At 43.3% G+C, this 20579-nt stretch carries 18 protein-coding genes and 1 pseudogene; 8 read left to right on the forward strand and 11 right to left on the reverse strand.

Annotated elements, in window-relative coordinates:
- Positions 1-57: 57 nt before the first annotated feature.
- The 9 genes from CDG76_RS20535 to CDG76_RS20575 form a co-directional block, all read right to left on the reverse strand.
- Positions 58-2271, reverse strand: coding sequence for a xanthine dehydrogenase family protein molybdopterin-binding subunit (locus tag CDG76_RS20535; RefSeq protein ID WP_094350787.1), 2214 nt, complete (start codon positions 2269-2271; stop codon positions 58-60).
- Entirely contained in the window at positions 2268-3251 is a 984-nt protein-coding gene (locus tag CDG76_RS20540) for an FAD binding domain-containing protein (RefSeq protein ID WP_094350788.1), read from the reverse strand. The genes CDG76_RS20535 and CDG76_RS20540 overlap by 4 nt, the downstream gene beginning before the upstream one ends.
- A complete protein-coding gene (locus tag CDG76_RS20545) occupies positions 3238-3861 on the reverse strand; it encodes a (2Fe-2S)-binding protein (RefSeq protein WP_094350789.1) in 624 nt (207 codons plus the stop codon). Before CDG76_RS20545 ends, CDG76_RS20540 begins: the two co-directional genes overlap by 14 nt.
- Before the next feature lie 571 nt (positions 3862-4432).
- Positions 4433-4774, reverse strand: a complete 342-nt coding sequence (locus tag CDG76_RS20550) for a cupin domain-containing protein (protein WP_094350790.1) — start codon at positions 4772-4774, stop codon at positions 4433-4435.
- A gap of 168 nt (positions 4775-4942) precedes the next feature.
- Positions 4943-6112: a zinc-dependent alcohol dehydrogenase gene (locus CDG76_RS20555; protein WP_094350791.1), complete on the reverse strand. Its 1170-nt coding sequence runs from the start codon at positions 6110-6112 to the stop codon at positions 4943-4945.
- Between the two features lie 253 nt (positions 6113-6365).
- Positions 6366-6752, reverse strand: a complete 387-nt coding sequence (locus CDG76_RS20560; RefSeq protein ID WP_094350792.1) for a hypothetical protein — start codon at positions 6750-6752, stop codon at positions 6366-6368.
- 62 nt (positions 6753-6814) lie between these two features.
- A complete protein-coding gene (locus tag CDG76_RS20565; RefSeq protein WP_094350793.1) occupies positions 6815-7984 on the reverse strand; it encodes a zinc-dependent alcohol dehydrogenase in 1170 nt (389 codons plus the stop codon).
- Positions 7985-8015: 31 nt separating this feature from the next.
- Positions 8016-8714 (reverse strand): SRPBCC family protein, encoded by a 699-nt coding sequence (locus CDG76_RS20570; protein WP_094350794.1) that lies wholly within the window; start codon positions 8712-8714, stop codon positions 8016-8018.
- A 108-nt stretch (positions 8715-8822) separates the two neighbouring features.
- The gene (locus tag CDG76_RS20575) at positions 8823-9920 is read right to left on the reverse strand and encodes a DJ-1/PfpI/YhbO family deglycase/protease (protein WP_094350795.1); all 1098 of its coding nucleotides are present in this window, start codon (positions 9918-9920) and stop codon (positions 8823-8825) included.
- A gap of 484 nt (positions 9921-10404) precedes the next feature.
- On the opposite strand from CDG76_RS20575, the gene CDG76_RS20580 reads away from it, so the two are divergent.
- Positions 10405-10797 (forward strand): DUF6335 family protein, encoded by a 393-nt coding sequence (locus CDG76_RS20580; RefSeq protein WP_094350796.1) that lies wholly within the window; start codon positions 10405-10407, stop codon positions 10795-10797.
- 6 nt (positions 10798-10803) lie between these two features.
- On the opposite strand, the gene CDG76_RS20585 is transcribed toward CDG76_RS20580, so the two are convergent.
- On the reverse strand, positions 10804-11220 hold the full coding sequence (locus CDG76_RS20585; RefSeq protein ID WP_223265307.1) for a response regulator: 417 nt from the start codon (positions 11218-11220) through the stop codon (positions 10804-10806).
- Positions 11221-12157: 937 nt separating this feature from the next.
- Positions 12158-12955, reverse strand: a complete 798-nt coding sequence (locus CDG76_RS20590) for a peroxiredoxin-like family protein (protein ID WP_094350798.1) — start codon at positions 12953-12955, stop codon at positions 12158-12160.
- A gap of 265 nt (positions 12956-13220) precedes the next feature.
- Here CDG76_RS20590 and CDG76_RS20595 point away from each other — a divergent pair, with 265 nt between their 5' ends.
- The 7 genes and pseudogenes from CDG76_RS20595 to CDG76_RS20630 all read left to right on the forward strand — a co-directional run bounded on the left by CDG76_RS20595 (position 13221) and on the right by CDG76_RS20630 (position 20203).
- The gene (locus CDG76_RS20595) at positions 13221-13418 is read left to right on the forward strand and encodes an NblA/ycf18 family protein (protein WP_094350799.1); all 198 of its coding nucleotides are present in this window, start codon (positions 13221-13223) and stop codon (positions 13416-13418) included.
- Positions 13419-14143: 725 nt separating this feature from the next.
- Positions 14144-14572 carry a hypothetical protein gene (locus tag CDG76_RS20600; RefSeq protein WP_094350800.1) on the forward strand — a complete coding sequence of 143 codons (429 nt, stop codon included), beginning with the start codon at positions 14144-14146 and terminating at the stop codon, positions 14570-14572.
- 548 nt (positions 14573-15120) lie between these two features.
- A pseudogene (locus CDG76_RS20605) lies at positions 15121-16149 on the forward strand (APC family permease); the annotation flags it as partial.
- A 202-nt stretch (positions 16150-16351) separates the two neighbouring features.
- Complete coding sequence (locus CDG76_RS20610; RefSeq protein ID WP_094351066.1) at positions 16352-17161, forward strand: glucose 1-dehydrogenase; 810 nt, start codon at positions 16352-16354, stop codon at positions 17159-17161.
- 249 nt (positions 17162-17410) lie between these two features.
- Complete coding sequence (locus CDG76_RS20620; RefSeq protein ID WP_223265308.1) at positions 17411-18814, forward strand: glycoside hydrolase 100 family protein; 1404 nt, start codon at positions 17411-17413, stop codon at positions 18812-18814.
- Positions 18815-19329: 515 nt separating this feature from the next.
- Complete coding sequence (locus tag CDG76_RS20625; protein WP_094350802.1) at positions 19330-19632, forward strand: hypothetical protein; 303 nt, start codon at positions 19330-19332, stop codon at positions 19630-19632.
- Between the two features lie 103 nt (positions 19633-19735).
- Positions 19736-20203 (forward strand): hypothetical protein, encoded by a 468-nt coding sequence (locus CDG76_RS20630; protein WP_094350803.1) that lies wholly within the window; start codon positions 19736-19738, stop codon positions 20201-20203.
- Positions 20204-20579 lie beyond the last annotated feature (376 nt).

Here is a 20579-nt window from a genome sequence, read left to right on the forward strand (position 1 = left end):
TACAAGTGTATGCGTATGAACTTCTTGCTCATACTGGTAATGTAGCGATCGCCATATCTACAGCAGTTTGTCTAAGGTAATTGGCAAATCGCGGACGCGCTTACCGGTGGCATGATAGACAGCATTAGCGATCGCTGCCGCAGCTCCGGTAATGCCAATTTCACCAATTCCTTTGACACCAAGTGGGTTAATATGTGGATCTTGTTCATCCACAAACAACACCTCAATATCAGGAACGTCTGCATTCACTGGTACGTGATACTCAGCTAAATCATGGTTGACAACGCGTCCTCGGTTGGGGTCTGTTAGCGTATGTTCCATTAACGCCATGCCAATGCCATAAACAATCCCACCGATCAGCTGACTGTTGGCTGTTTTAGCGTTGAGGATGCGTCCCACGCCAAAAGTCCCCACCCAGCGGGTTACTCGCACTTCACCCAAATCAGGCTCAACGCGCACTTCGGCAAACTGCGCTCCAAATGAGTGCATTGAGAACTTCTTTTGTTCCTCTCCAGGCTTGGCATCTGCACGCGCTTCGAGCATTTTCATCCCATGTCGTGCCAAGATTGCCTGATATGTTTCGCTGGCGGAGGATTTATTTTTTAAGAAAAAGCTGCCATTTTCGGCAATCACATCCTCAGCCTTTGAACTATAAAGGGGCGATTTTTGATCGGCAAGTGCTAGTTGCAAAAGCTGACTGCGTGCTTGATTTCCCGCTAGATGCACGGCTGAACTGACACTGGCGGCGGTTTGCGAACCACCAGAAACGGGGGTTGCTGGCATTTTGGTATCCCCTAGTTCAAAGCGAACTTTGTTAACTGGTAAACCGAGTGCCTCAGCTGCAACTTGAGTCATCACAGTATAAGTTCCCGTACCAATATCTTGGGAACCGCTCTGTACAACGGCTGTACCATCTGCCATAATTTGAGCGATCGCTGATGCTGGAGAACGGTTGGTAGGATAAGTAGCTGTCGCCATACCCCAACCAATCAAATAATTACCGTCTCGCATTGAACGAGGCTGAGGATTGCGCTTTTGCCAGCCAAACTTTTCTGCCCCCAATTTGTAACACTCTCTCAGTGACTTGCTCGACCAAGGCAGTCCTTTACTAGGATCGACTTCAGCATAGTTACGCAGACGCAGTTCCACCGGATCGATATTGAGCGCATAAGCCAGTTCGTCCATTGCCGATTCTAAGGCAAAGGACCCAGAAGCTTCGCCTGGGGCCCGCATATAGGTTGGTGTTCCTTGATCGAGTTGAACCAGACGGTGGCTAGTTTCGATATGCGGGCTAGCGTAAAGCATCCGCGCGCTTTTACCAACAGGTTCGATAAATTCATCGAAAGTTGAAGTCTGCGAAGTGCCGGCGTGTCGCAAAGCAGTCAATTTGCCATCACGGGTTGCACCGAGAGAAACCTGTTGAATTGTCTCTGGTCGAAAGCCCACAGGGCCATACATCTGTATCCGTCCCAAAACTAATTTCACTGGGCGATTAACTTGCTTTGCGGCGATCGCCGCTAGCGGCACGTGCGACCAAGCCGAGCCTTTGCAACCGAAGCCACCGCCCACAAAGTAAGACATAATGCGGACTTTCTCAGGCTCAATTCCTAATACCTCTGCAACTTTTTTTTGAGTCGAAAAAATTCCCTGAGTTGCGTCATACAGCAGCAGTTCATCGCCTTGCCAAACTGCTGTTGTAGCATGAGGCTCCATCGGATTGTGATTTTCTACTGGGGTGGTATAGGTTTGCTCGACGCGGACAGCCGCCCGCGCTAGTCCCTGGTTGACATTGCCATGCGCTAAATCGGGCGGCTCATCTCTAGGGATTTTACCTTTAGGTAAGTATGCCTTAGCGAGATTCTCCCGCATATTAATGGTTGGTTTCTCTTCGTCATAGCGAACTTGCACCAGCGAGGCAGCATACATCGCTCGTTCAAAGGTATCGGCAACGACGACACCAATATGCTGACCGCTATACAGCACAATGTTATCTTGCAGGACTTGCACCTTATGACCGCCGCCCTTTTCTCCAGAAGCTTTGGGCGCGTTAAGGTGGGTAATTACTGCTAATACACCCGGTACTTGCTCCGCCGCCTTGGTATCGATTTGGGCAATCTTCCCTTTAGCGATCGTACTTTGAATTGTCACGCCATAAGTCATTTTTGCGACCGGAAACTCAGCCGCGTAACGTGCGCCGCCAGTTACCTTTAGCCGTCCATCAACTCGATTTAGCGGTTTGCCGACAACTATATTTTTATCCCCAGTATTCATGCCATCCCTCCCACCGTTGTCAGCGCCTTAACAATTGTGCGTTTAGCGAGTTCGATCTTAAAGCCGTTGTATTTTTGAGGTTTAGCTCCGATGATCGCAGCCAATGCTGCTGCTTGAAATGTTGCCTGGTTTGCCGGCTTGTTCAGAAGCACTTTTTCCGCTTCAAAGGCGCGCCAAGGCTTTGTGCCTACGCCACCAAGGGCAATGCGTGCCGAGCGAATAATGCCATTTTGAATATCTAGTGCCGCCGCAACCGATGTCATCGCAAAAGCATAGGAGGCGCGATCGCGGACTTTTAAATAGTGCGATCGCCTTGCGAAGTTTAAAGCAGGTAAATCAACGGCAACAATTAGCTCTCCGTGTTCTAAAACTGTTTCCCTTTCTGGCGTATTACCCGGTACAAGATGAAAATCTACCAGCGGAATACTGCGCTCTCCCTTCGGCCCGCGTGTTTGCACAACGGCATCGAGTGCAATCATTGCCACCGCCATATCAGAAGGATGGGTGGCAATACAGCGATCGCTAGCGCCAAGAATCGCATGAATGCGGTTATAACCCTCGATTGCCGGACAACCTGAACCAGGAACGCGCTTATTGCAGGGGAAGACGGTATCGCGGAAGTAGTAACAGCGGGTACGTTGTAGCAAATTGCCGCCCACACTTGCCATGTTTCGCAGTTGCGGTGATGCCCCAGATAGCAACGCTTCCGACAGCACCGGGTAACGTTCCTGAATTATCGGATTATAAGCAACATCGCTATTGCTTGCCATTGCTCCAATCCGCACGCCATTACCCTGTACTTCTATCTTGGTTAGCGGTAGTGAGTTAATGTCAACTAACTGTTTTGGCGTTTGTACATTCAGCTTCATCAAATCAATTAAGCTCGTACCCCCTGCCAAGTAAGCAGCTTGCACCTCTGGAGTCACCAAAGCCACGGCATTCTCTGCTTGTCCGGCTTTTTTATAGCTAAACGGCTGCATCTTTTTTTCCCTCTAAGACATCGCGGACAGCAGCCACGATATTTGGATAAGCACCGCAACGGCAGATATTGCCGCTCATCAGTTCGCGAATGTCGGCATCCGATTTAGCGTGTCCCTCGTTCACCAAACCCACTGCCGAACAAATCTGCCCTGGTGTGCAATAGCCGCACTGAAACGCATCGCGGGACAGAAACGCGGCTTGCATCGGGTGCAGATTGTTTCCTTGCTCCAACCCTTCAATAGTTGTGATTTTTGCATCGGTGTGCATAATTGCAAATGTCAGGCACGAATTAATTCGTTGCCCATCAACCAGCACCGTGCAAGCACCGCACTGACCATGATCGCAACCTTTTTTAGTACCAATTAGTCCTAGATATTCCCGAAGTGCATCAAGTAAGGTAACACGCGGTTCAATCTGCAAACTATGTGGTGTTCCGTTCACTTGCAGCGTCACCTTCACAGTTTCAGATGTCGAAGTTGCCAGTATTGGAGTAGTTTTTTTGACTTGAGTTTCTGCTACAGCTTTCTCTACAAAATTAGCGATCGTCGCCGCTACTGTACTGAAGACCATCAATTGACCCAACTTGCGGCGTCTTAAGACAAACCTCATTTGTTCGCTCCATTCTGTTTTTGTTAAAAATATTGAGTAATTATCTCTACTAAAATAATTGATAAAAAACCATGCTTCCTTACAAGCCTTTTCTCTAAAAAGACATTGTTAATAGAATACAATTTCATCTTGTTATGTCTCTCTATCAGAAGGTTTATGCCATAAGTATTATCTAGAATTATCAAAATAGAATTAAGACGTCAGTCGTCAGAATAATACCAATTGGAAAAAAGAATGCGACAAATAGACCCTTTGTAGAGACGCGATTCATCGCGTCTTTACCCAAGGATGTGTTGCAATCATTAATTGAATTGGTATAAAGCCATGAGTTTGAGTTCGACCGGCGAATGAATAAACAGTGAAACACCACACTAAATAAAGTATATTTAGTGTGGTGTTTCTTGCTACCACTAAATAAGCCAGCAGAAAAATTTATTGCAATGCTTTCTAAGCTGCAAAGCACAGGAAAAAGGAGAACAATAATATTGTTCCCCTACGAACGCTTTATATTCTATGCAATTGAAAGCGGCTATAAGTTTTTAGCGATCGCCAAATTTCAAATAACTGCAAATCAGTTTTCGTCTCGTCCGTGAACTTGAGCAGGTGGACTGGTTGCTTCAACAGCAGTAAATGATTCTAAAATTTTATAGCTGTGACTAGCTCCTTTTGCTACTACCCAAGAACTCCCAGGTTCTAGTAAAATCGTTTGCCCTTCAATATGCAATTCTGCACGACCAGTAATTACATAACCTACAGTTTCATATTCCCGTGCTGTTGGCTCTTTAGGTTCGTTCGGTTCCTCATTTTCCCATAGGCGCATGGAAATGGTTTTGCCAGATGCAAGATATTTCTGACCAAGTTCACCTTTAGGAGAATGACTAGAGTCTACTTTGATAACGGTTTTATCAGACATATTTTTTGCCTCTTTATAGTTTTAACTTTGGTCATGGGGAATGGGGCATTAAGCATTGATTACTATCCTCTGCTCCCCTGCCCCTCGGTAACAGAGCGTAGCCGTACCCCTCCGGGGAAGCAAGCTACGCGCAGCGTCTCGTAGAGAAGTGCTATTCCCCATTCCCCACTACGGTTTGAGTACAACTTTGATGCAGTTATCTTTCTTGTGCTTAAAAATCTCGTAGCCGTGGGGCGCTTGTTCTAGAGGTAAAGTATGGGTGATAATAAACGTTGGATCGATTTCACCGTTTTGGATGTGTTCTAGCAAAGGTTTTAGATACTTGTGGACATTCGTTTGTCCCATCTTGAAGGTTAATCCCTTGTTCATGGCAGCACCCATCGGGATTTTATCTAAAAAGCCACCGTACACACCCGCAATGGATACGTGACCACCTTTAGCAGCAGATACTATTACTTGCCGTAATGCCGTCGGTCGATCTGTTTCTAGACGTACTGCTTGCTTTACCTGGTCGTACATCGCCATAAAATCTGTGCCGTGTGCCTCCATTCCTACTGCATCAATGCAAGCATCGGGGCCACGACCGCCAGTCATTTCTTTAAGTGCTTCGCCTACATCGACTTCTTCGTAGTTGAGAACTTCAGCTTTGCCGTATTCTTTAGCCATTTGCAGACGTTCAGGAACGCGGTCAAAGGCAATTACCCGTTCCGCACCTAGCATATATGCGCTTCTGATAGCGAATTGTCCGACAGGGCCACAACCCCAAACGGCGACAATATCACCGGGTTGGATGTTGCAGTTTTCTGCTGCCATATAGCCTGTGGGGAAAATATCTGTTAAAAATAGTACTTGCTCATCCGTTAAACCATCAGGGATTTTGAACAAGCCGACATCGGCAAAAGGCACTCGTGCATACTCTGCTTGACCACCAGCGTAACCGCCGAATAAATGAGAGTAGCCAAATAGACCAGCTGGCGAATGACCCATTTGCTTTTCTACCAACCAAGCATTGGGGTTGGAGTTATCGCACAATGACCATAAATCCCGATTACAGAAAAAGCAGCTACCGCAGGAGATGGTGAAAGGAACAACGACGCGATCGCCTACGTTCACATTTTTAACTGCACTTCCCAGTTCCACGACTTCCCCCATGAATTCATGACCAAGGATATCGCCCTTTTGCATGGTGGGAATGTAGCCGTCATAAATATGCAAATCTGAACCACAAATTGCCGTGGAAGTAATTTTAACAATGGCATCGCGTGGATTGATAATTTTGGGGTCGGGAACTGTATCAACCCGCACATCGTTTGCTCCATGCCAGCAAACTGCTTTCATAATTATTTAGTCCTTAGTGATGATTTCTGGCTCGTTAATATCAAGATAAATACTCGACTTAGCCTGATTTTAAGACGCGATAATTATCGCGTCTTAGTAACTTTTTAAAGCTTTTTCGACAATCTATTTAGTCAACAGTTAGGCTTCGCTCACTGTTGACCCTGAGCGACTCGTGCCGAGCGGAGCCGAGGTAAGCCGAAGGATCAAAAATTGAGACTCAAAAGTTGTTAGAAGCTCAGGTTCTATTTCTCAGTTATTTTTTAGGAGAATTATGGTAATAACCTTGTTTCTCTCCAGTCACTGGCTCAACTGTTTCTTCAACTTTATTTGTTGCAGACTTAAGAAACTCTTTTGTCGCTTCAGGAGGTTTTTCATCCAAGTTTAACTTTTCGCGGATATTATCAACAGCGCCTTTTATGGGATTTTGGGTATTTTTGATTTGGGTAGTGGTATCGTTTCTAATCTCACCTTTCCCATCTGGTACTCCTTTATAATAAGTACCCTCTGGAGTTGTCACATCAGCTTGGGCTACATCAACGTAGCTAAAAGCCTGACCCAGTAAAAACATAAATCCTACTAGGAAAACTACAAGGATTTGGGAAATGCGAATATTCCGCAGCCATGAAATTACTCGATTCATAAAAAACCTCAATTGCATTATGTTGGGTGTACAATTCAAAACATTAAATGACTATTTGCCATTCAGGGTTTAAGAACAACTTTAATACAGTTGTCCTGTTTTTGTTGAAAGATATGGTAGGCGTGGGGTGCTTGTTCTAGAGGCAATTGATGGGTGACAACAAAGGATGGATCGAGTTTTCCATCCAAAATCATCTGCAATAACAAGTGCATATACTTTTGTCCATGCATTTGTCCCATCCTAAAAGTTAGACCTTTATTGAAAGCTGCACCAAATGGCATTTTATCAACAAAACCACCATAAACACCCATAATTGAAAGAGTCCCGCCTTTACGACAGGCGACCATCATTTCCCGCAGAACGTGGGGACGGTCGGTTTCCAATCTGAGCTTTTGTTTTGTCTGGTCGTAGAAGTCTTCTAAACCAACACCGTGTGCTTCTAAACCAACGGCATCAATGCAAGCATCGGGGCCACGACCACCAGTCATCTCTTTCAACGCTTCGCCAGCATTAACTTCTTCGTAGTTAATCACTTCTGCTTTGGCAAACTTTTTCGCCATTTCCAGGCGTTCGGGAAAGCGATCTATACCGATCACTTTTTCGGCTCCCATCATGTAGGCGCTAATCATGGCAAATTGTCCAACAGCACCGCAACCCCAAACGGCTACAGTATCACCCGGTTGAATATCGCATAATTCTGCGCCCATATAACCTGTGGGAATGGCATCGGAGATGAATAACAACATCTCATCCGGCAAGTCTGGCGGAACTTTGACGACACCCACATCAGCAAAAGGCACACGGATATATTCTGCTTGTGCGCCTGCATAACCACCTAACATGTGGGAGTAGCCATAAATGGCTGAGGTAATATTGCCAAATAATTTTTCTTCAATCCAACCTTTGGGATTGGAATTATCGCACAAAGACCACATATCACGTTGGCAATAATGGCAATTACCACAGCCAATGGTGGAAGGAACAACAACGCGATCGCCTATTTTTAAATTGTTGACTCCTCTACCAACTTCCACGACTTCTCCCATAAATTCGTGACCAATAATGTCACCCTGTTGCACCGTGGGAATATAGCCGCCATAAATATGTAGGTCGGAGCCACAAATCGCCGTGGAAGTAATTTTAATAATTGCATCACGCGGGTTGAGAATTGTCGGATCTGGTACCGACTGTACCCGCACATCATTAGCACCGTTCCAGCAGACTGCTTTCATAGTTATTAGTTATTGGGCATTGGGCATATAACTAGCTGCGTCCAGAAGGTTGACCTTCGGTTGTGGCAATTTCGCCTGCTTCCATTAGCATCTTGAAGCGGCGCAATTCATCGCCAATTTGCTGTTCTGGTTCTTCACCAAAAAGTTTGGCTACGGTAGCTGCCAACGCTCCACCGGGAGGGTTATACTCCAAAACCACCTTAACTTCAGTGCCGCGATCGCCTGGTGCTTTTTTGAAGCGAACAAAACCAGAATTATCTATGTCTGCACCTTCTACAGAAGCCCAAGAAATAAATTCATTTTCTCGGTCTTCGAGAATCTCTGCATCCCATTCTACTGTATTATCCAAAGGTGCATTGGCAATCCAATGAGAACGTTTTTCGTCGTACACCTTGACAGATTTGAGATGCTTCATAAATGTAGGCAAATTCTCAAAGTCGTGCCAGAAGCGATACAATTCTTCTGCCGATTTATTGATAGTTACCGTCTTTTCAACTTTGATGGGCTGGTTTAGACCGATTGCTTCCTGTGCTTTCTGGATTGTGCTTTGCTTGGTTGCACCTTGATAAACCAAACCGCCACCAGCTAAAGCCGTCAGCGCTCCTCGCAATGAACCTTGCCTTAAACCCATCAGCACCATCGCACCACCACCGATAAGGGATGCCCAACGCTCTACTTCACTAGCTTCTGGCTGGTTTGTACTTGATTTATCCCCTGATGTTGAAGTCACTCTTTTTATCTCCATTACTGTAAATTCACCATTGAGGCGCAAATACCCTCTTCTTTTTATTTGTGTGTTATTTGCGCCTCTTCGGTAGCCGTCTACATTCAAAAAACCTTACATTGACACAGCAGCCCCTGTAGTCGGCTTAGGAGGCTGAATCTGACCGCCTATCCGTGCCCGATATAACTGTGCTAATCGCTGTTCGTATTTCAATAAATCTTGGTAAATTTCTTTGAAAATAGCAGTTGCTACTGGGTCGGTAAACATCGCAGACAAATTGCCAATATCGCCGATACCAGTTTGCACATCACCTAAAGCAGAACGTAACTGATATATGTCATCACTTCCGGTCATGGCAGTTTTGACTTTGGCATACTGATTGGCAATATTTGCACCTAAAGAAGGTTTTTCGCCCAATAACTGAAGATAGGTTTCCAGTTTTTGAATGTGGCGCTGTTTATTAGTAATTATTTCTTGAAAGACTAAGTTAACTTCGTTATCTGATTCCTTTTGCAAGTAGTTTTCAAATGCTTCTAGCGAATAACGTTCACCAGCAAGAGCATTATTTAAGCCTCTGGTGATATCACCTTTAGTTGAGCCACCCCAAGCATCTGCAAGCTTCCACCATTCAGCACTTGTGTCTTTCTCATTTGGTAATGCAGCATCTTTGCCACCATAACCCAAACGGCTCAAAATAGCTGTGGTGAAAATTGCCAAGTCTCCAGGTTCGCGAGATGTAATCAAATTCCCGTCAACTACTACCGGCTCATCTAAATAATTCGCGCCAGCGTTAATCATGTCCTTGGCAATAGCAATAAACCCAGTGACTTGTTTGCCTTTGAGCAAGTCACCTTCAATCAAAACTTGTGGCCCGTGACAAACAGCAGCGACTAATTTTCCTTGTTGGATAGCCTCTTGTACGAAACGTACTGTATTAAGGTTCCGTCGCATTTTGTCGGGAGCCATACCGCCGGGAATCACTACTGCATCAAATTCAGCTGCGATCGCTTCCGTTGTGGTACCGTCGGCTTGTATGCTAAGTTTGCCGCGTTTACCCTTATATTTTTCATTCATTCGGGAACCAAGGACTACTACCTCCATTCCTGCTTGTTTGAATCCATTATATGGAACTGTAAATTCTGCATCCTCTACTGCTTGTTCAATGAGGATAGCGACTTTTTTATTACCGGAGTGATTGTTATGTTCAGTCATAAATGGTATTACGTTTTTATTTCTCTAGTCTCTAACTAGTTACAAAAATATTTCTCGATGAAGACAGTTAAACAGCCAGAATTTTTACTGAATAAATGATTTTGAATTACTTATCCGCATTATCTGCCTCTTTTACTCAAATAATTTTGAGTGTTCTATTGTTTAGCATTTAGGTAATTAGAAATATGAATACTAATCTAAAATACTAAACTTAAAATTTTGTTTGTGTTTGCTTATTTTTGCCGAACAAAAAATAGTTATGAGTTAAAACTTCGCTAATGAATAATTTCGGTTGGATAACTTCTAACTCATAACTTCAACTACAAGTTCCTTGACCATGAATTCATAGCTACAATCTTATGGCGCGATCGCTAGTTTAGCGTCGTACCCAGGGGATAGATTATTTTATAAGTTATACATCTCTAGTTAGACAAATTGCTGACAAGAAAACGTTATTGTGAGAATGCAGAAAAGGGCTAGTATCATGGCAGAAAAAAATCATAATGACAAAATTAAAAGTAATGATTTGCCACAAGAGATTACCGAATCCTACGGTACTGGTGTAAAAGACTTGCCGGGATACAATATTGGCGGACGCTCCATGCAGGATGAAAGAGACGAGTACACAGAAACTAGTCCGAAACTGACTGGTGGGGATGTTGATGCTTATTGGCAAGATGCAGATGCAGTTGGAGATGAAGCTGTTGGTGGTAGTACTTCCACTCCCGATAAAAATGTCACAGAGGACTTAGAAGCAGCAGTGGGGCTAGAAATGGCTGATTCTGAGTTTCTGCATACCAACGATATTTTAGAGGATCGTGATGGCGATCGCTGGGAGTTAGATCCAAAGTCTTCTGAAGATTATCAAGACCGATGAGAATAATTACCAATGACAAGAAGCAACCAAATTAGCTACTATCTCAACTAGTTCTTCTGGAGCGATGGGTTTAGATATATGAGTGTCAAAGCCAGCTTCCAAGGCACGAATACGAGCCTCACTATCAGCAAAGGCTGTTAAAGCAATAGCCGGGACTCGTCCAGAATTATTTGGTTTAAGCGCACGGAGTTTGGAAATGAAAGTGTAGCCATCCTCCCCAGGCAACCCGATATCACTAATTAAAACATCGGGTTGCAATTCGGACAATACATTACGTGCATCTGCTGCTGATATCACTGCTATAACTGTTGCTCCATCCATTTCCAAGACAGTAGTGATAAAAAAGCGAGTATCATCATCATCCTCAACTACCAAGATATCTAAACCAGTAAGAGTTCCAGAAGTTTGCATAATAAATGACATTTTATTTATCCTTACTTGCTATATTTGTCATTCGTAATTAAGAGTACAGAGCAAGCAGTGATTACAACTACGAATTACGTTAGCGAGTCAGCAAGCGTCATTATCAATTACGAATTATTATGACTTTTACACCCATTAGAGCTTCTTTTAGAGCAGATTTTAGATTTACAAAAGTAGATTGATGTGCTCGGAGTGTTGATGAGATACCGAAGCAGGCTCTTTTAACAAGAAATGATTTAACACCATAATTTCAAACATATAGCTTGATGGTTACTACTCCTTCATCTATTTTCCTACTGGAAGACCACTTCGCACAAATGAAATTCAAGCCTCGTTAGAAAGTCCTCACTTATCTCGATTTTCAGCATAGCCTGAGTCTGCTATTTGCGTAGCGCCTGAACAAGAGGGTTTAAAACCCCCACTAAATCAAACGCGAACAGCGTCTCTAAAAGAGAAGATTTAGTTGTTTTCAATCAATGGCGGGTTTGTAGCGAGATCCCGCAGGGTATGCCCTACTGGTAGCGGAGCGGTAGTAAGTCCGCGTACTATTACAGAGAATCAAGCTATGCAAAGCGTCTTGATTCTGACCGGAGGCAGATCATTTCCGGCTCCGCTTCTGAATTCTTCTTCAAACTTTTGTTGTGTTAGATATTATTGAAATATAGCGTTTACTAATCACATGAGGTACATCATAGTCCCCTCTCCAAGAGCGGGGAGGGGGTTGGGGGTGGGGTTCTTGTACTTCACTCAACTGAGAACCGCTATAGCAATTAAACCTGATCTATGTTGAAACCTAGAGTTTTTTAAAAGATATATTTATGTAGGTTGGGTGGAGTGAAACGCAACCCAACGTTACCACCAAATTTTATGTTGGGTTACGCTATCGCTGCACCCAACCTACAAAACTACGGTTCTCAAGGTAGACAAGGTTTAGGAATTAGTGAGTTGAAGTAAAGCTATCCGTTTCGATCGAGGATAAAAATGATAGGGGCTGACTCATATTAGCAGCAAAGCCCAGAATTCCTGGATCTCGATGTTCGTAAAGTAACTGGCCTTTGGTATCAAACAGAAAAGTTCCACCACGCTGAGTTAAGTAGGCAGAATTAGGTACATAAGTATGCCAATTGCTGAGAACTTCTACCATATTCCGTAGCCGTAGAGTAGCTAATTCAAAGGGACGTTGAAACCCACTTCCGCCAGCTAATTTGAAAAACGAGCCTTGAAAAGCAGGTAGAGGAGTACCTTGAATAATTTCATCATCTTCAATGAGTTGAGGGGCTTGACGATCTCCTCTGTATCCCCGAAAAACTTCTCTTAGCGTTCCAGGACTTCCAAACCCTGCACACATTAACACTAGATTTAGCCAAGCTTTTTGAGCGGGGGAAAGTCCAGCCAGAGTCAGATTGAGACCTGAATAAAGTTTGAGTTGGTGATGTAGTTCTCCATTAGGTTCAACAAATAAATTTTCAGGTGGAAATCCTGTATATTCACAGAATCTTGTTCCAGAGGCGCGATTACCTATTCCCACCGCACGAATAGCGAGTTTTTCATCTGACAATTTCTTAGCTTCGCGCTGTAACCACCACGCATATTCAAGACTATCAAAATCTCCAAGTTGGGGCCAGACTAAAACAAGGATATATGAGGCAGTCTCGCAATTTTCTAGTAGGGGGCGGGTCATGCCATCACTAACACGCTGAAGTCCGGTCTGATTAAGGATAGTGTAAGGATTCATGACAAATGATGACTCGAATATTTGGGGGATCAGTGACACAAAATGTACTAAAGCATTAATATGCCATCATCTCAGTTTTGTAAATATTTTGTTATACTTGTTAACAGAAGTTCATATTTAGGTTTGACACCGCTAAGTAAGGGAATACCCAGTAGGTCGCTTGATGAGTGTATTACTGCTAACGGCAGCTAGATATGAAAGCTTCTTCTCAAGATTGCCAACATTGACCCTTTAGTTTTCGCCTAGTTGGGCGATTGACACTGCGATGAATCAACCCATTACATTATCCTTAGAACAAGAATTTAGCCTTAGAACTTTTGCGGACCAAGTGGAGCAGATGTCCCGCGAACAAGCTCAAGAGTTTTTGCTTATGCTCTATAAGCAGATGATAATTCGAGAAACGACTTATCAAGAATTGCTCAAACATCAGTGGGAACTTGATTCAGACTCAATCTTGGGCTAAAGCATACAAACAATTAACAATTCAAAATTCAAAATGACGCTCTCTACGAGACGCTAAAAGCGAACGCGGACTCGCTAACGCTGCACTAACAAAATTCAAAATTAAAGACATTTTTAGACGGGGATTTAAACCCCGCCTGAAACTGGCGCTACCTGTAGAGGTAGGGGTCTTAAACCCTTTGATTTAGGATAAATGTTTTGAATTTAGTAGCGACAAAGAAATATTGGTAGAAACTTGTGGGAGAGAGAAGCAGCCATTGATTGCTCCTTTCTCCCATTTTTTTAATTGATTATTATTCTATTTATTGCTGATTTTATTTTTTGGAAGTCCCTTCGCACTCCAATTGACCTGATGTCGGGAGTATCTCAATGAGTGTAAAAACACACCTGTCCTGGCGAATGGAATTCGCGCGCCGGTTGCTCATGGGGAAAACCCCCAGACGCTCGCGGACTCGCTATCGCCTTGGCGTCTCCCCTTCTCCTAAAGGGAGAGGCTAGCGCCAAGGGAGAAGACCGCACTGGCTTGGCTATACAAACAAAACCCACCTCCGTGGGTTTCAAATTCTTTGAGTCCGCGTAGGCGGACTTCTCTGCGAGACGCTACGCGAACGGCTCTATAGATAGAGAAATATCCTGAGCAAAGCTGGTATATTTACAAGTTTTAGTAGTAACATTTTTTGAATAGAATTAAGAGATTAACCTGGTATTTTTACAAGCCTTGGCAGTATGAATATGGAATTTTTTAACAGGATTCCTTTGATGCCTTTAGTATTACTCTTATTGGCTTACATTCTCCTGGGATGGTATCTTGCTGCTAATCATATTATTTGGTTAGTAGGAGCTTTTGTTGTTGCTATGGTTATAGCTGTAGTACGAAAGAGCTTTTCTTGGTTCGAGCGTTTAGTTGAGTTTGGCTCGAAAACTTTAGTTGTCATCTTGTTTTTAAGTATATCAATTGCTTTGGTAGCAACTTGGTCGATATTATTAAGGCTCTTCATTATCCCCTTAGCCACTACGCTTTTAGCTGATTTGGAAATGCGATTTTCTGGCTGCAATAAACTAGATTCATTTTGGATTATAACTGTTCTAGCTGTATTGGGTTTGGTAGTAGGTGAAGTAATAGATATTTTACTTTTTCCCAGTAGCAGATACTAAAGAATTAGGGCTAAAAAGCTGATACATTATTTATTAATTAACAGCGCATAGATGTGCATCCATACTTAATCGAAACTATGGAGCGATCGCTGTCTGTAGTACAGCAGGGTTTAAATCAATGAAACGTTTGCGGTATAAAAATTACGCATAGCAGTATCAGTTTTTTAATCAAACAAGGCACGATTACCCCTTATGAGTCAATCATTCTTTAGATGACTATAAATCTCACTAGTGGAAGACGTTTTACCAATTCAGATTTCTTACTCTATTTGCAGAATGATGTTGTCTAGCAAGAGAATTTAGAGCGATTGCAGGGAGGTTAATCTTAATGTAACCAGATGAATATAACTTGCAATCTGCTGTATCACTGCTGACTGTCACTTTCTCGTCACATTTATTGTTAACCATAGAAGTACAGGTAAAACAGTGATTTAAGGTCTTATTGAATCGTGAGTTCCCAAATCTGGAGTACATAGATGATTCCTCTGTTGAACAAAGACTGTAAAACAAAGCCAAAAGTCCCAACTCAACACTAATAAGGAAGTAATGTGAGTAGACGTAAAAACTTCAATTTGCTCGATCAGACAACATCAGATGAAGTAGCAACACCCAAACCATCCCTGACATTACCAGACGCAGTGGCTCTAATTGTCGGTATTGTCATTGGAGCGGGGATTTTTGAAACCCCGGCTTTAGTGGCCAGTCAAGCAGGTAGCGATATTGCTGTACTGCTTTTTTGGCTAATGGGTGGTGTGATATCTCTGGTAGGAGCACTGTGTTATGCAGAGTTGGCCACTGTCTATCCCGACGTTGGTGGTGTCTACTATTATTTGAAACGTGCATTTGGGCGGGGAGTCGCCTTTTTATTTGCCTGGGCGCGGATGACAGTGGTTCAAACTGGTTCCATTGCTCTTTTGGCATTTGTTTTTGGTGATTATATTTCTCAACTATGGCGGCTAGGCACATTTTCGTCTTCTATATATGCAGCCATAGCGATCGCACTTTTAACTGCTTTGAACATCGTTGGTTTGCAACAGGGTAAGTGGACACAAAACTTGCTGAGTGTTGCGAAAGTTCTAGGTTTGTTGCTGGTAGTAATTATTGGGCTTACCGCCATTCCCAATTCTGCCACTCCTGTAGAATCTGCATCATCGGGAACCTGGGGACTAGCGATGGTTTTTGTGTTGCTATCTTACGGTGGTTGGAATGAGGCGGCTTACATCTCCGCAGAAATTCAAGATGGACGACGTAATATTGTGCGATCGCTAATGTGGAGTATTGGTATAATCACTGCCATTTATCTGCTAATCAATCTGGCTTACCTACGGGGACTGGGATTAGCAAACATGGCACAGTCAGAAGCAGTAGCGGCAGATTTAATGCGCTCTCTTTGGGGTGAACCGGGAGCTTTGTTTATCAGTGTGCTGATTGCGATCGCTACTTTGGGAGCAACCAACGCCACAATCTTTACTGGAGCGCGTACCAATTACGCACTGGGACAGGATTTTTCGCTATTTGGTTTTATGGGACACTGGCAACAACGTCCGAGCAGTCCTACCTATGCCTTATTCTTGCAATATAAATTTCCATCTCTTGAATCTGTAGCCTGATTTTTGAGAATTGTTTTCAGAAATTCAAAATTATCAGATACTTATTTTTAACTTTAAATTCCCTCCAATGGGGGTTGACAGTACCAGCCTTAAATATGGAAAAGAGTAATCTAAAATCCACAATTGTTTGACTGGTGCAAATTCAAATCAAGCAGCTTCGGGAGGAAATATGATAGGCTTAAAAGGAAAGAATGCTTTAATTACAGGTGCAACTTCAGGTATCGGTCAGGCGATCGCTATCAGACTCGCTCAAGAAGGGTGCAACATCGCCATCAATTACCGTAAAGACCCTGATGCCGCGGCAGACACGGAAGAGATGGTATTGCAAAAATCCTGCGGAAATATCGAAAATTGTGGTGTGAAGTCGCTGCTACTTCAGGGTGATGTCTCCCAAGAATCAGACATTATTGAGATGGTCAACACCGTAGTAAAGGAATTTGGCAGTTTAGATATTCTAGTTAATAATGCTGGCATTCAAACAGAAAGTCCATCCCACGAAGTTACCACAGTAGACTTTGATCGGGTAATTGCAGTCAATCTCCGGGGTGCTTATCTCTGCGCCCGTGAAACTATTAAACACCTCCTGTCTGTTAATCGTCCAGGAGCGATTATTAATATTTCCAGCGTTCACGAAATTATTCCGCGACCGATGTATATCAGTTATTCCATTAGCAAAGGCGGGATGGAAAACCTAACCAAAACTTTAGCTTTGGAATATGCAAGCCAAGGTATTCGTGTCAATGCCATTGGCCCCGGAGCAACAATCACGCGAATGAATCAAGCCTGGATAGACGATCCTGAAAAAAAGGCGATCGTGGAAAGTCACATCCCAATGGGGCGTGCTGGCTCCTCTGAAGAAATGGCAGCCGCAGTAGCTTTTTTAGCTTCGGATGAAGCCGCCTACATCACCGGACAAACGCTATTTGTAGATGGTGGATTGACTCTATATGCTGACTTCCGGGAATCTTGGTCAGCTTGAAAAAGAGGCAAGGGAGCAGGGAGCAGGGGGCAAGGGGGATAGAGCAGGAAGCAGGGAGCAGGGAGCAGGGAGCAGGGAGCAGGGAGCAGGGAGCAGAAAGGGGATTCGACACTTCGACCCAACTCTTGGAGAGGCTCTGCTCTACAGCAGTTACTGATGAGGTGATTTTCCCCTGCCCCCCCGTTGAGATAAGGCTTGCGTACTTTCCACAATTAAGCCGATACATACCATTAGTGGAATTAAACGCCCATGACTAGCGCGATCGATAAGAACAGTCAGATGGAAACAGAAGCTTGGGAATTATTGGAAGATTCCGTAATTTATTACCAAGGAAAACCCATTGGGACTGTAGCCGCCCACGATGCGGAGGCAGATGCACTCAATTATGACCAGTGCTTCCTCCGCGATTTTGTCCCTTCTGCCTTGGTGTTTCTCATGTATGGGAAACCAGAGATTGTGCGTAACTTCTTGGTAGAAACACTGAAATTACAAAGTCATGAAAAGCAGATAGACTGCTTTGAACCAGGAGCGGGATTAATGCCTGCCAGTTTCAAAGTACATTCTAAGGGGAATGAGGAATTTTTGGTCGCTGATTTTGGTGAACTGGCGATCGCTCGTGTTCCCCCGATTGATTCTTGTATGTGGTGGATTCTCTTGTTACGAGCTTATGAAAAATCTACAGGCGATTTGTCACTAGCGCGTCAGCCAGATTTTCAAGCCGGAATCAAACTAATTTTGGATCTTTGCTTAGTACATCGGTTTTCCATGTACCCAACAATGTTAGTTCCCGATGGCGCGTTTATGATTGACCGTCGCATGGGAGTTTACGAACATCCTTTAGAAATTCAGGTGTTATTTTACGCGTCTTTGAGGGCTGCTGGTGAATTGCTGTTACCAGATGAAAATGGCGATAGCTACCTTGGCAAAGTCAATAGGCGATTGGGATCTTTGAAATATCATATCCGCAACTATTATTGGCTAGACCTGAAGCGATTGGGGGAAATCTATCGTTACAAAGATAACGAATTTGGTAAAGAAATTGTTAATAAATTCAACATCAACTCAGAATCAATTCCTAGTTGGTTGACCGAGTGGTTGCCCGAAGCTGGAGGATATTTAGCTGGAAATCTGGGGCCGGGACGGATAGATTTTCGCTTTTTTGCTCTGGGAAATCTGATGGCAATTTTAACTTCCTTAGCAAGCGAAAAAGAATCTCAAAGCATTATGAATTTATTCGCCCAACGTTGGCAAGACTTAATCGGCTATATGCCTGTTAAAATTTGCTTTCCCGCTTTAGAAGGTTTAGAGTGGAGAATTGTTACAGGATGTGACTCTAAAAACAGGGCTTGGTCTTATCACAACGGCGGTAACTGGCCTGTTTTGCTGTGGTTATTTGCTGGTGCGGCACTAAAAGCAGGTCGAACAGAACTTGCTCAAGCAGCGATCGCTATTGCCGAAAGGCGTTTATTTAGAGATAAATTCCCGGAATATTACGATGGCAACAATGGTCGTTTAATTGGCAAAGAAGCCCGAATTTATCAAACTTGGAGCATTGCGGGATTGCTAGCTGCTAAAAAGCTGGTGGAAAATCCAGAGTACTTAGAATTAATCAGTTTTGCAGAGGGTCTTGAAGTCCCAGGCTGTAGCCTGTAGGTAGATTGTAGAGACGGCGATTCATCGCGTCTCTTGCCTTAACCGAACAGTATTGGGTAGTGAATACCTGGTAAAGTTTGACTCAAAAAATGATTTAGTGGTGTAATTATACAAGGTGTTTCTACTAACTAGTACAGTGAGCGCGTAAATCCACTTACCATCTCAATTCAGCAGACAATAGGCAGACAAGTTGTTTTGAGCAACTGGTTAGAGCTAGGCAAACTTCCTGCTGTACTAGCTATACTGACGTAATATTACAAGCGGTTAAACTTTTAGTAAGTATAAGTTAGCAAATAGTATATCTGTACCATAAAAATCTTGATTAAAAGGTTGCAGCGATCGCACAGCCGACTTCTCTATGAGAGTTTACACCAACAAGTTACCCTGCCTCTGAATACCCTTCTCAAATACCCGATAACTGATACACTATATTGTAAGAGGTATCTGAAGTGTCATACTTAGTAATATCACCAGATAGTCTTTGCATAATTAGCACGTTTTAACGTGTATTAACCATGAAAACTACTTCAGATTTAATTCTAGAATTTGAAAAACTATTCAGACAAAAATTACAACTAAATAATTGTAAACTTAGAAAGAAAAGACAAGAGAATAATTATGAAATTATTACTCCAGCTAAAGACATCTTTTTGATGTATTGGTCTGAGTTCCCGGAAGTTAACTTAATATATCAGGCTGTAGGGGTACGCACTCAGCAGACTAGTGTTTATGAACGAGCTATCCGCTCCCACATTAGTTCTAGTTTGAGTAGTATTCAGGAGAATCCTCACTCTGAATCACCATTATTGGTGCAATAGCTGACGCTCAGATAACACAGACAATATTTACTAAGCTCTCGCCAGTTTTGTTATATAACTGACGAGAGTTGATCGCCGAAAATGTGTTGATCGAGAGATAAAAATGCAATCCGAAAAAAATCAAGATCAGCTAGATTATAAAGCCTTGTTAGCCAATGCAAAGCAAGCCCTAAAAGTTGAATATCAAAAATCAGCCGCTTTAGCATCCCAACTGAAAGCCATCAAAACTCAGTTAGAACAAGTTCTGGCTGAAAACAAAACTCTGAGAGAAAGTACCTATGAAGATGTAGTTAAGCACTTTGAGGCGCGTACTCAAGCAGCAGAAGCACTGGCACTAAAAACAGAAGTACGCCAAAAATTCCTGGAAGCGAATGGTTGTAAGGATGATGAGAGCTTCGATGCTCTATGGGATATTATTAAAAATAAGATTCAGATCCAAGACAGTGAGGTGAGAATCGTTGCTCAAAATGGTACTCCTAAGTTCACGTTAACCGGCAGCATGATGACTTTGAGAGATTTTATTCAATCCCTCAAACAAGATCCAATCTCTGGAAAATTTTTCTTGAGTTAGAGAGCCAAATTCATAAAAGCCTCTCGCTAAAAGCAAACTAAAGATTGTAGTCAAAAGTTATTTATCTTCGTCTCCGTCTCCTAGCGACCGTTTGATTTGATATCATGTCCCTATAATTAGTTATGATTCCCACAGTCATTGCACCCCAAGAACCCCACCCCGCCAAAGCGAAGCTTTGTCTCCCCTCATGAAGAGCCTACGGTGTACACACAAATCGAATTACCCCCCTTAATCCCCCCGATATATTGGGGGGAAACCGGAAAATCTAGTTCCCTCACGCCACATGCTTCAAGTCGGCGAAGCCGCCCAACGCAGTTGCTCCCCTTTATAAGGGGAGGGTTAGGGTGGGGTAAAACCTTGGTTAATTAGCTATTTC

Origin of the sequence: Nostoc sp. 'Peltigera membranacea cyanobiont' 210A (genome assembly GCF_002246015.1) — a bacterium.
Lineage (GTDB): Bacteria > Cyanobacteriota > Cyanobacteriia > Cyanobacteriales > Nostocaceae > Nostoc.

What these genes read in the sequence shown, in the direction of transcription:
- CDG76_RS20535 (WP_094350787.1), bottom strand. Translation starts at nt 2,271, where the DNA reads ATGAATACTGGGGATAAAAATATAGTTGTCGGCAAACCGCTAAATCGA.
- CDG76_RS20540 (WP_094350788.1), bottom strand. Translation starts at nt 3,251, where the DNA reads ATGCAGCCGTTTAGCTATAAAAAAGCCGGACAAGCAGAGAATGCCGTG.
- CDG76_RS20545 (WP_094350789.1), bottom strand. Translation starts at nt 3,861, where the DNA reads ATGAGGTTTGTCTTAAGACGCCGCAAGTTGGGTCAATTGATGGTCTTC.
- CDG76_RS20550 (WP_094350790.1), bottom strand. Translation starts at nt 4,774, where the DNA reads ATGTCTGATAAAACCGTTATCAAAGTAGACTCTAGTCATTCTCCTAAA.
- CDG76_RS20555 (WP_094350791.1), bottom strand. Translation starts at nt 6,112, where the DNA reads ATGAAAGCAGTTTGCTGGCATGGAGCAAACGATGTGCGGGTTGATACA.
- CDG76_RS20560 (WP_094350792.1), bottom strand. Translation starts at nt 6,752, where the DNA reads ATGAATCGAGTAATTTCATGGCTGCGGAATATTCGCATTTCCCAAATC.
- CDG76_RS20565 (WP_094350793.1), bottom strand. Translation starts at nt 7,984, where the DNA reads ATGAAAGCAGTCTGCTGGAACGGTGCTAATGATGTGCGGGTACAGTCG.
- CDG76_RS20575 (WP_094350795.1), bottom strand. Translation starts at nt 9,920, where the DNA reads ATGACTGAACATAACAATCACTCCGGTAATAAAAAAGTCGCTATCCTC.
- CDG76_RS20580 (WP_094350796.1), top strand. Translation starts at nt 10,405, where the DNA reads ATGGCAGAAAAAAATCATAATGACAAAATTAAAAGTAATGATTTGCCA.
- CDG76_RS20585 (WP_223265307.1), bottom strand. Translation starts at nt 11,220, where the DNA reads ATGTCATTTATTATGCAAACTTCTGGAACTCTTACTGGTTTAGATATC.
- CDG76_RS20590 (WP_094350798.1), bottom strand. Translation starts at nt 12,955, where the DNA reads ATGAATCCTTACACTATCCTTAATCAGACCGGACTTCAGCGTGTTAGT.
- CDG76_RS20595 (WP_094350799.1), top strand. Translation starts at nt 13,221, where the DNA reads ATGAATCAACCCATTACATTATCCTTAGAACAAGAATTTAGCCTTAGA.
- CDG76_RS20600 (WP_094350800.1), top strand. Translation starts at nt 14,144, where the DNA reads ATGAATATGGAATTTTTTAACAGGATTCCTTTGATGCCTTTAGTATTA.
- CDG76_RS20610 (WP_094351066.1), top strand. Translation starts at nt 16,352, where the DNA reads ATGATAGGCTTAAAAGGAAAGAATGCTTTAATTACAGGTGCAACTTCA.
- CDG76_RS20620 (WP_223265308.1), top strand. Translation starts at nt 17,411, where the DNA reads ATGACTAGCGCGATCGATAAGAACAGTCAGATGGAAACAGAAGCTTGG.
- CDG76_RS20625 (WP_094350802.1), top strand. Translation starts at nt 19,330, where the DNA reads ATGAAAACTACTTCAGATTTAATTCTAGAATTTGAAAAACTATTCAGA.
- CDG76_RS20630 (WP_094350803.1), top strand. Translation starts at nt 19,736, where the DNA reads ATGCAATCCGAAAAAAATCAAGATCAGCTAGATTATAAAGCCTTGTTA.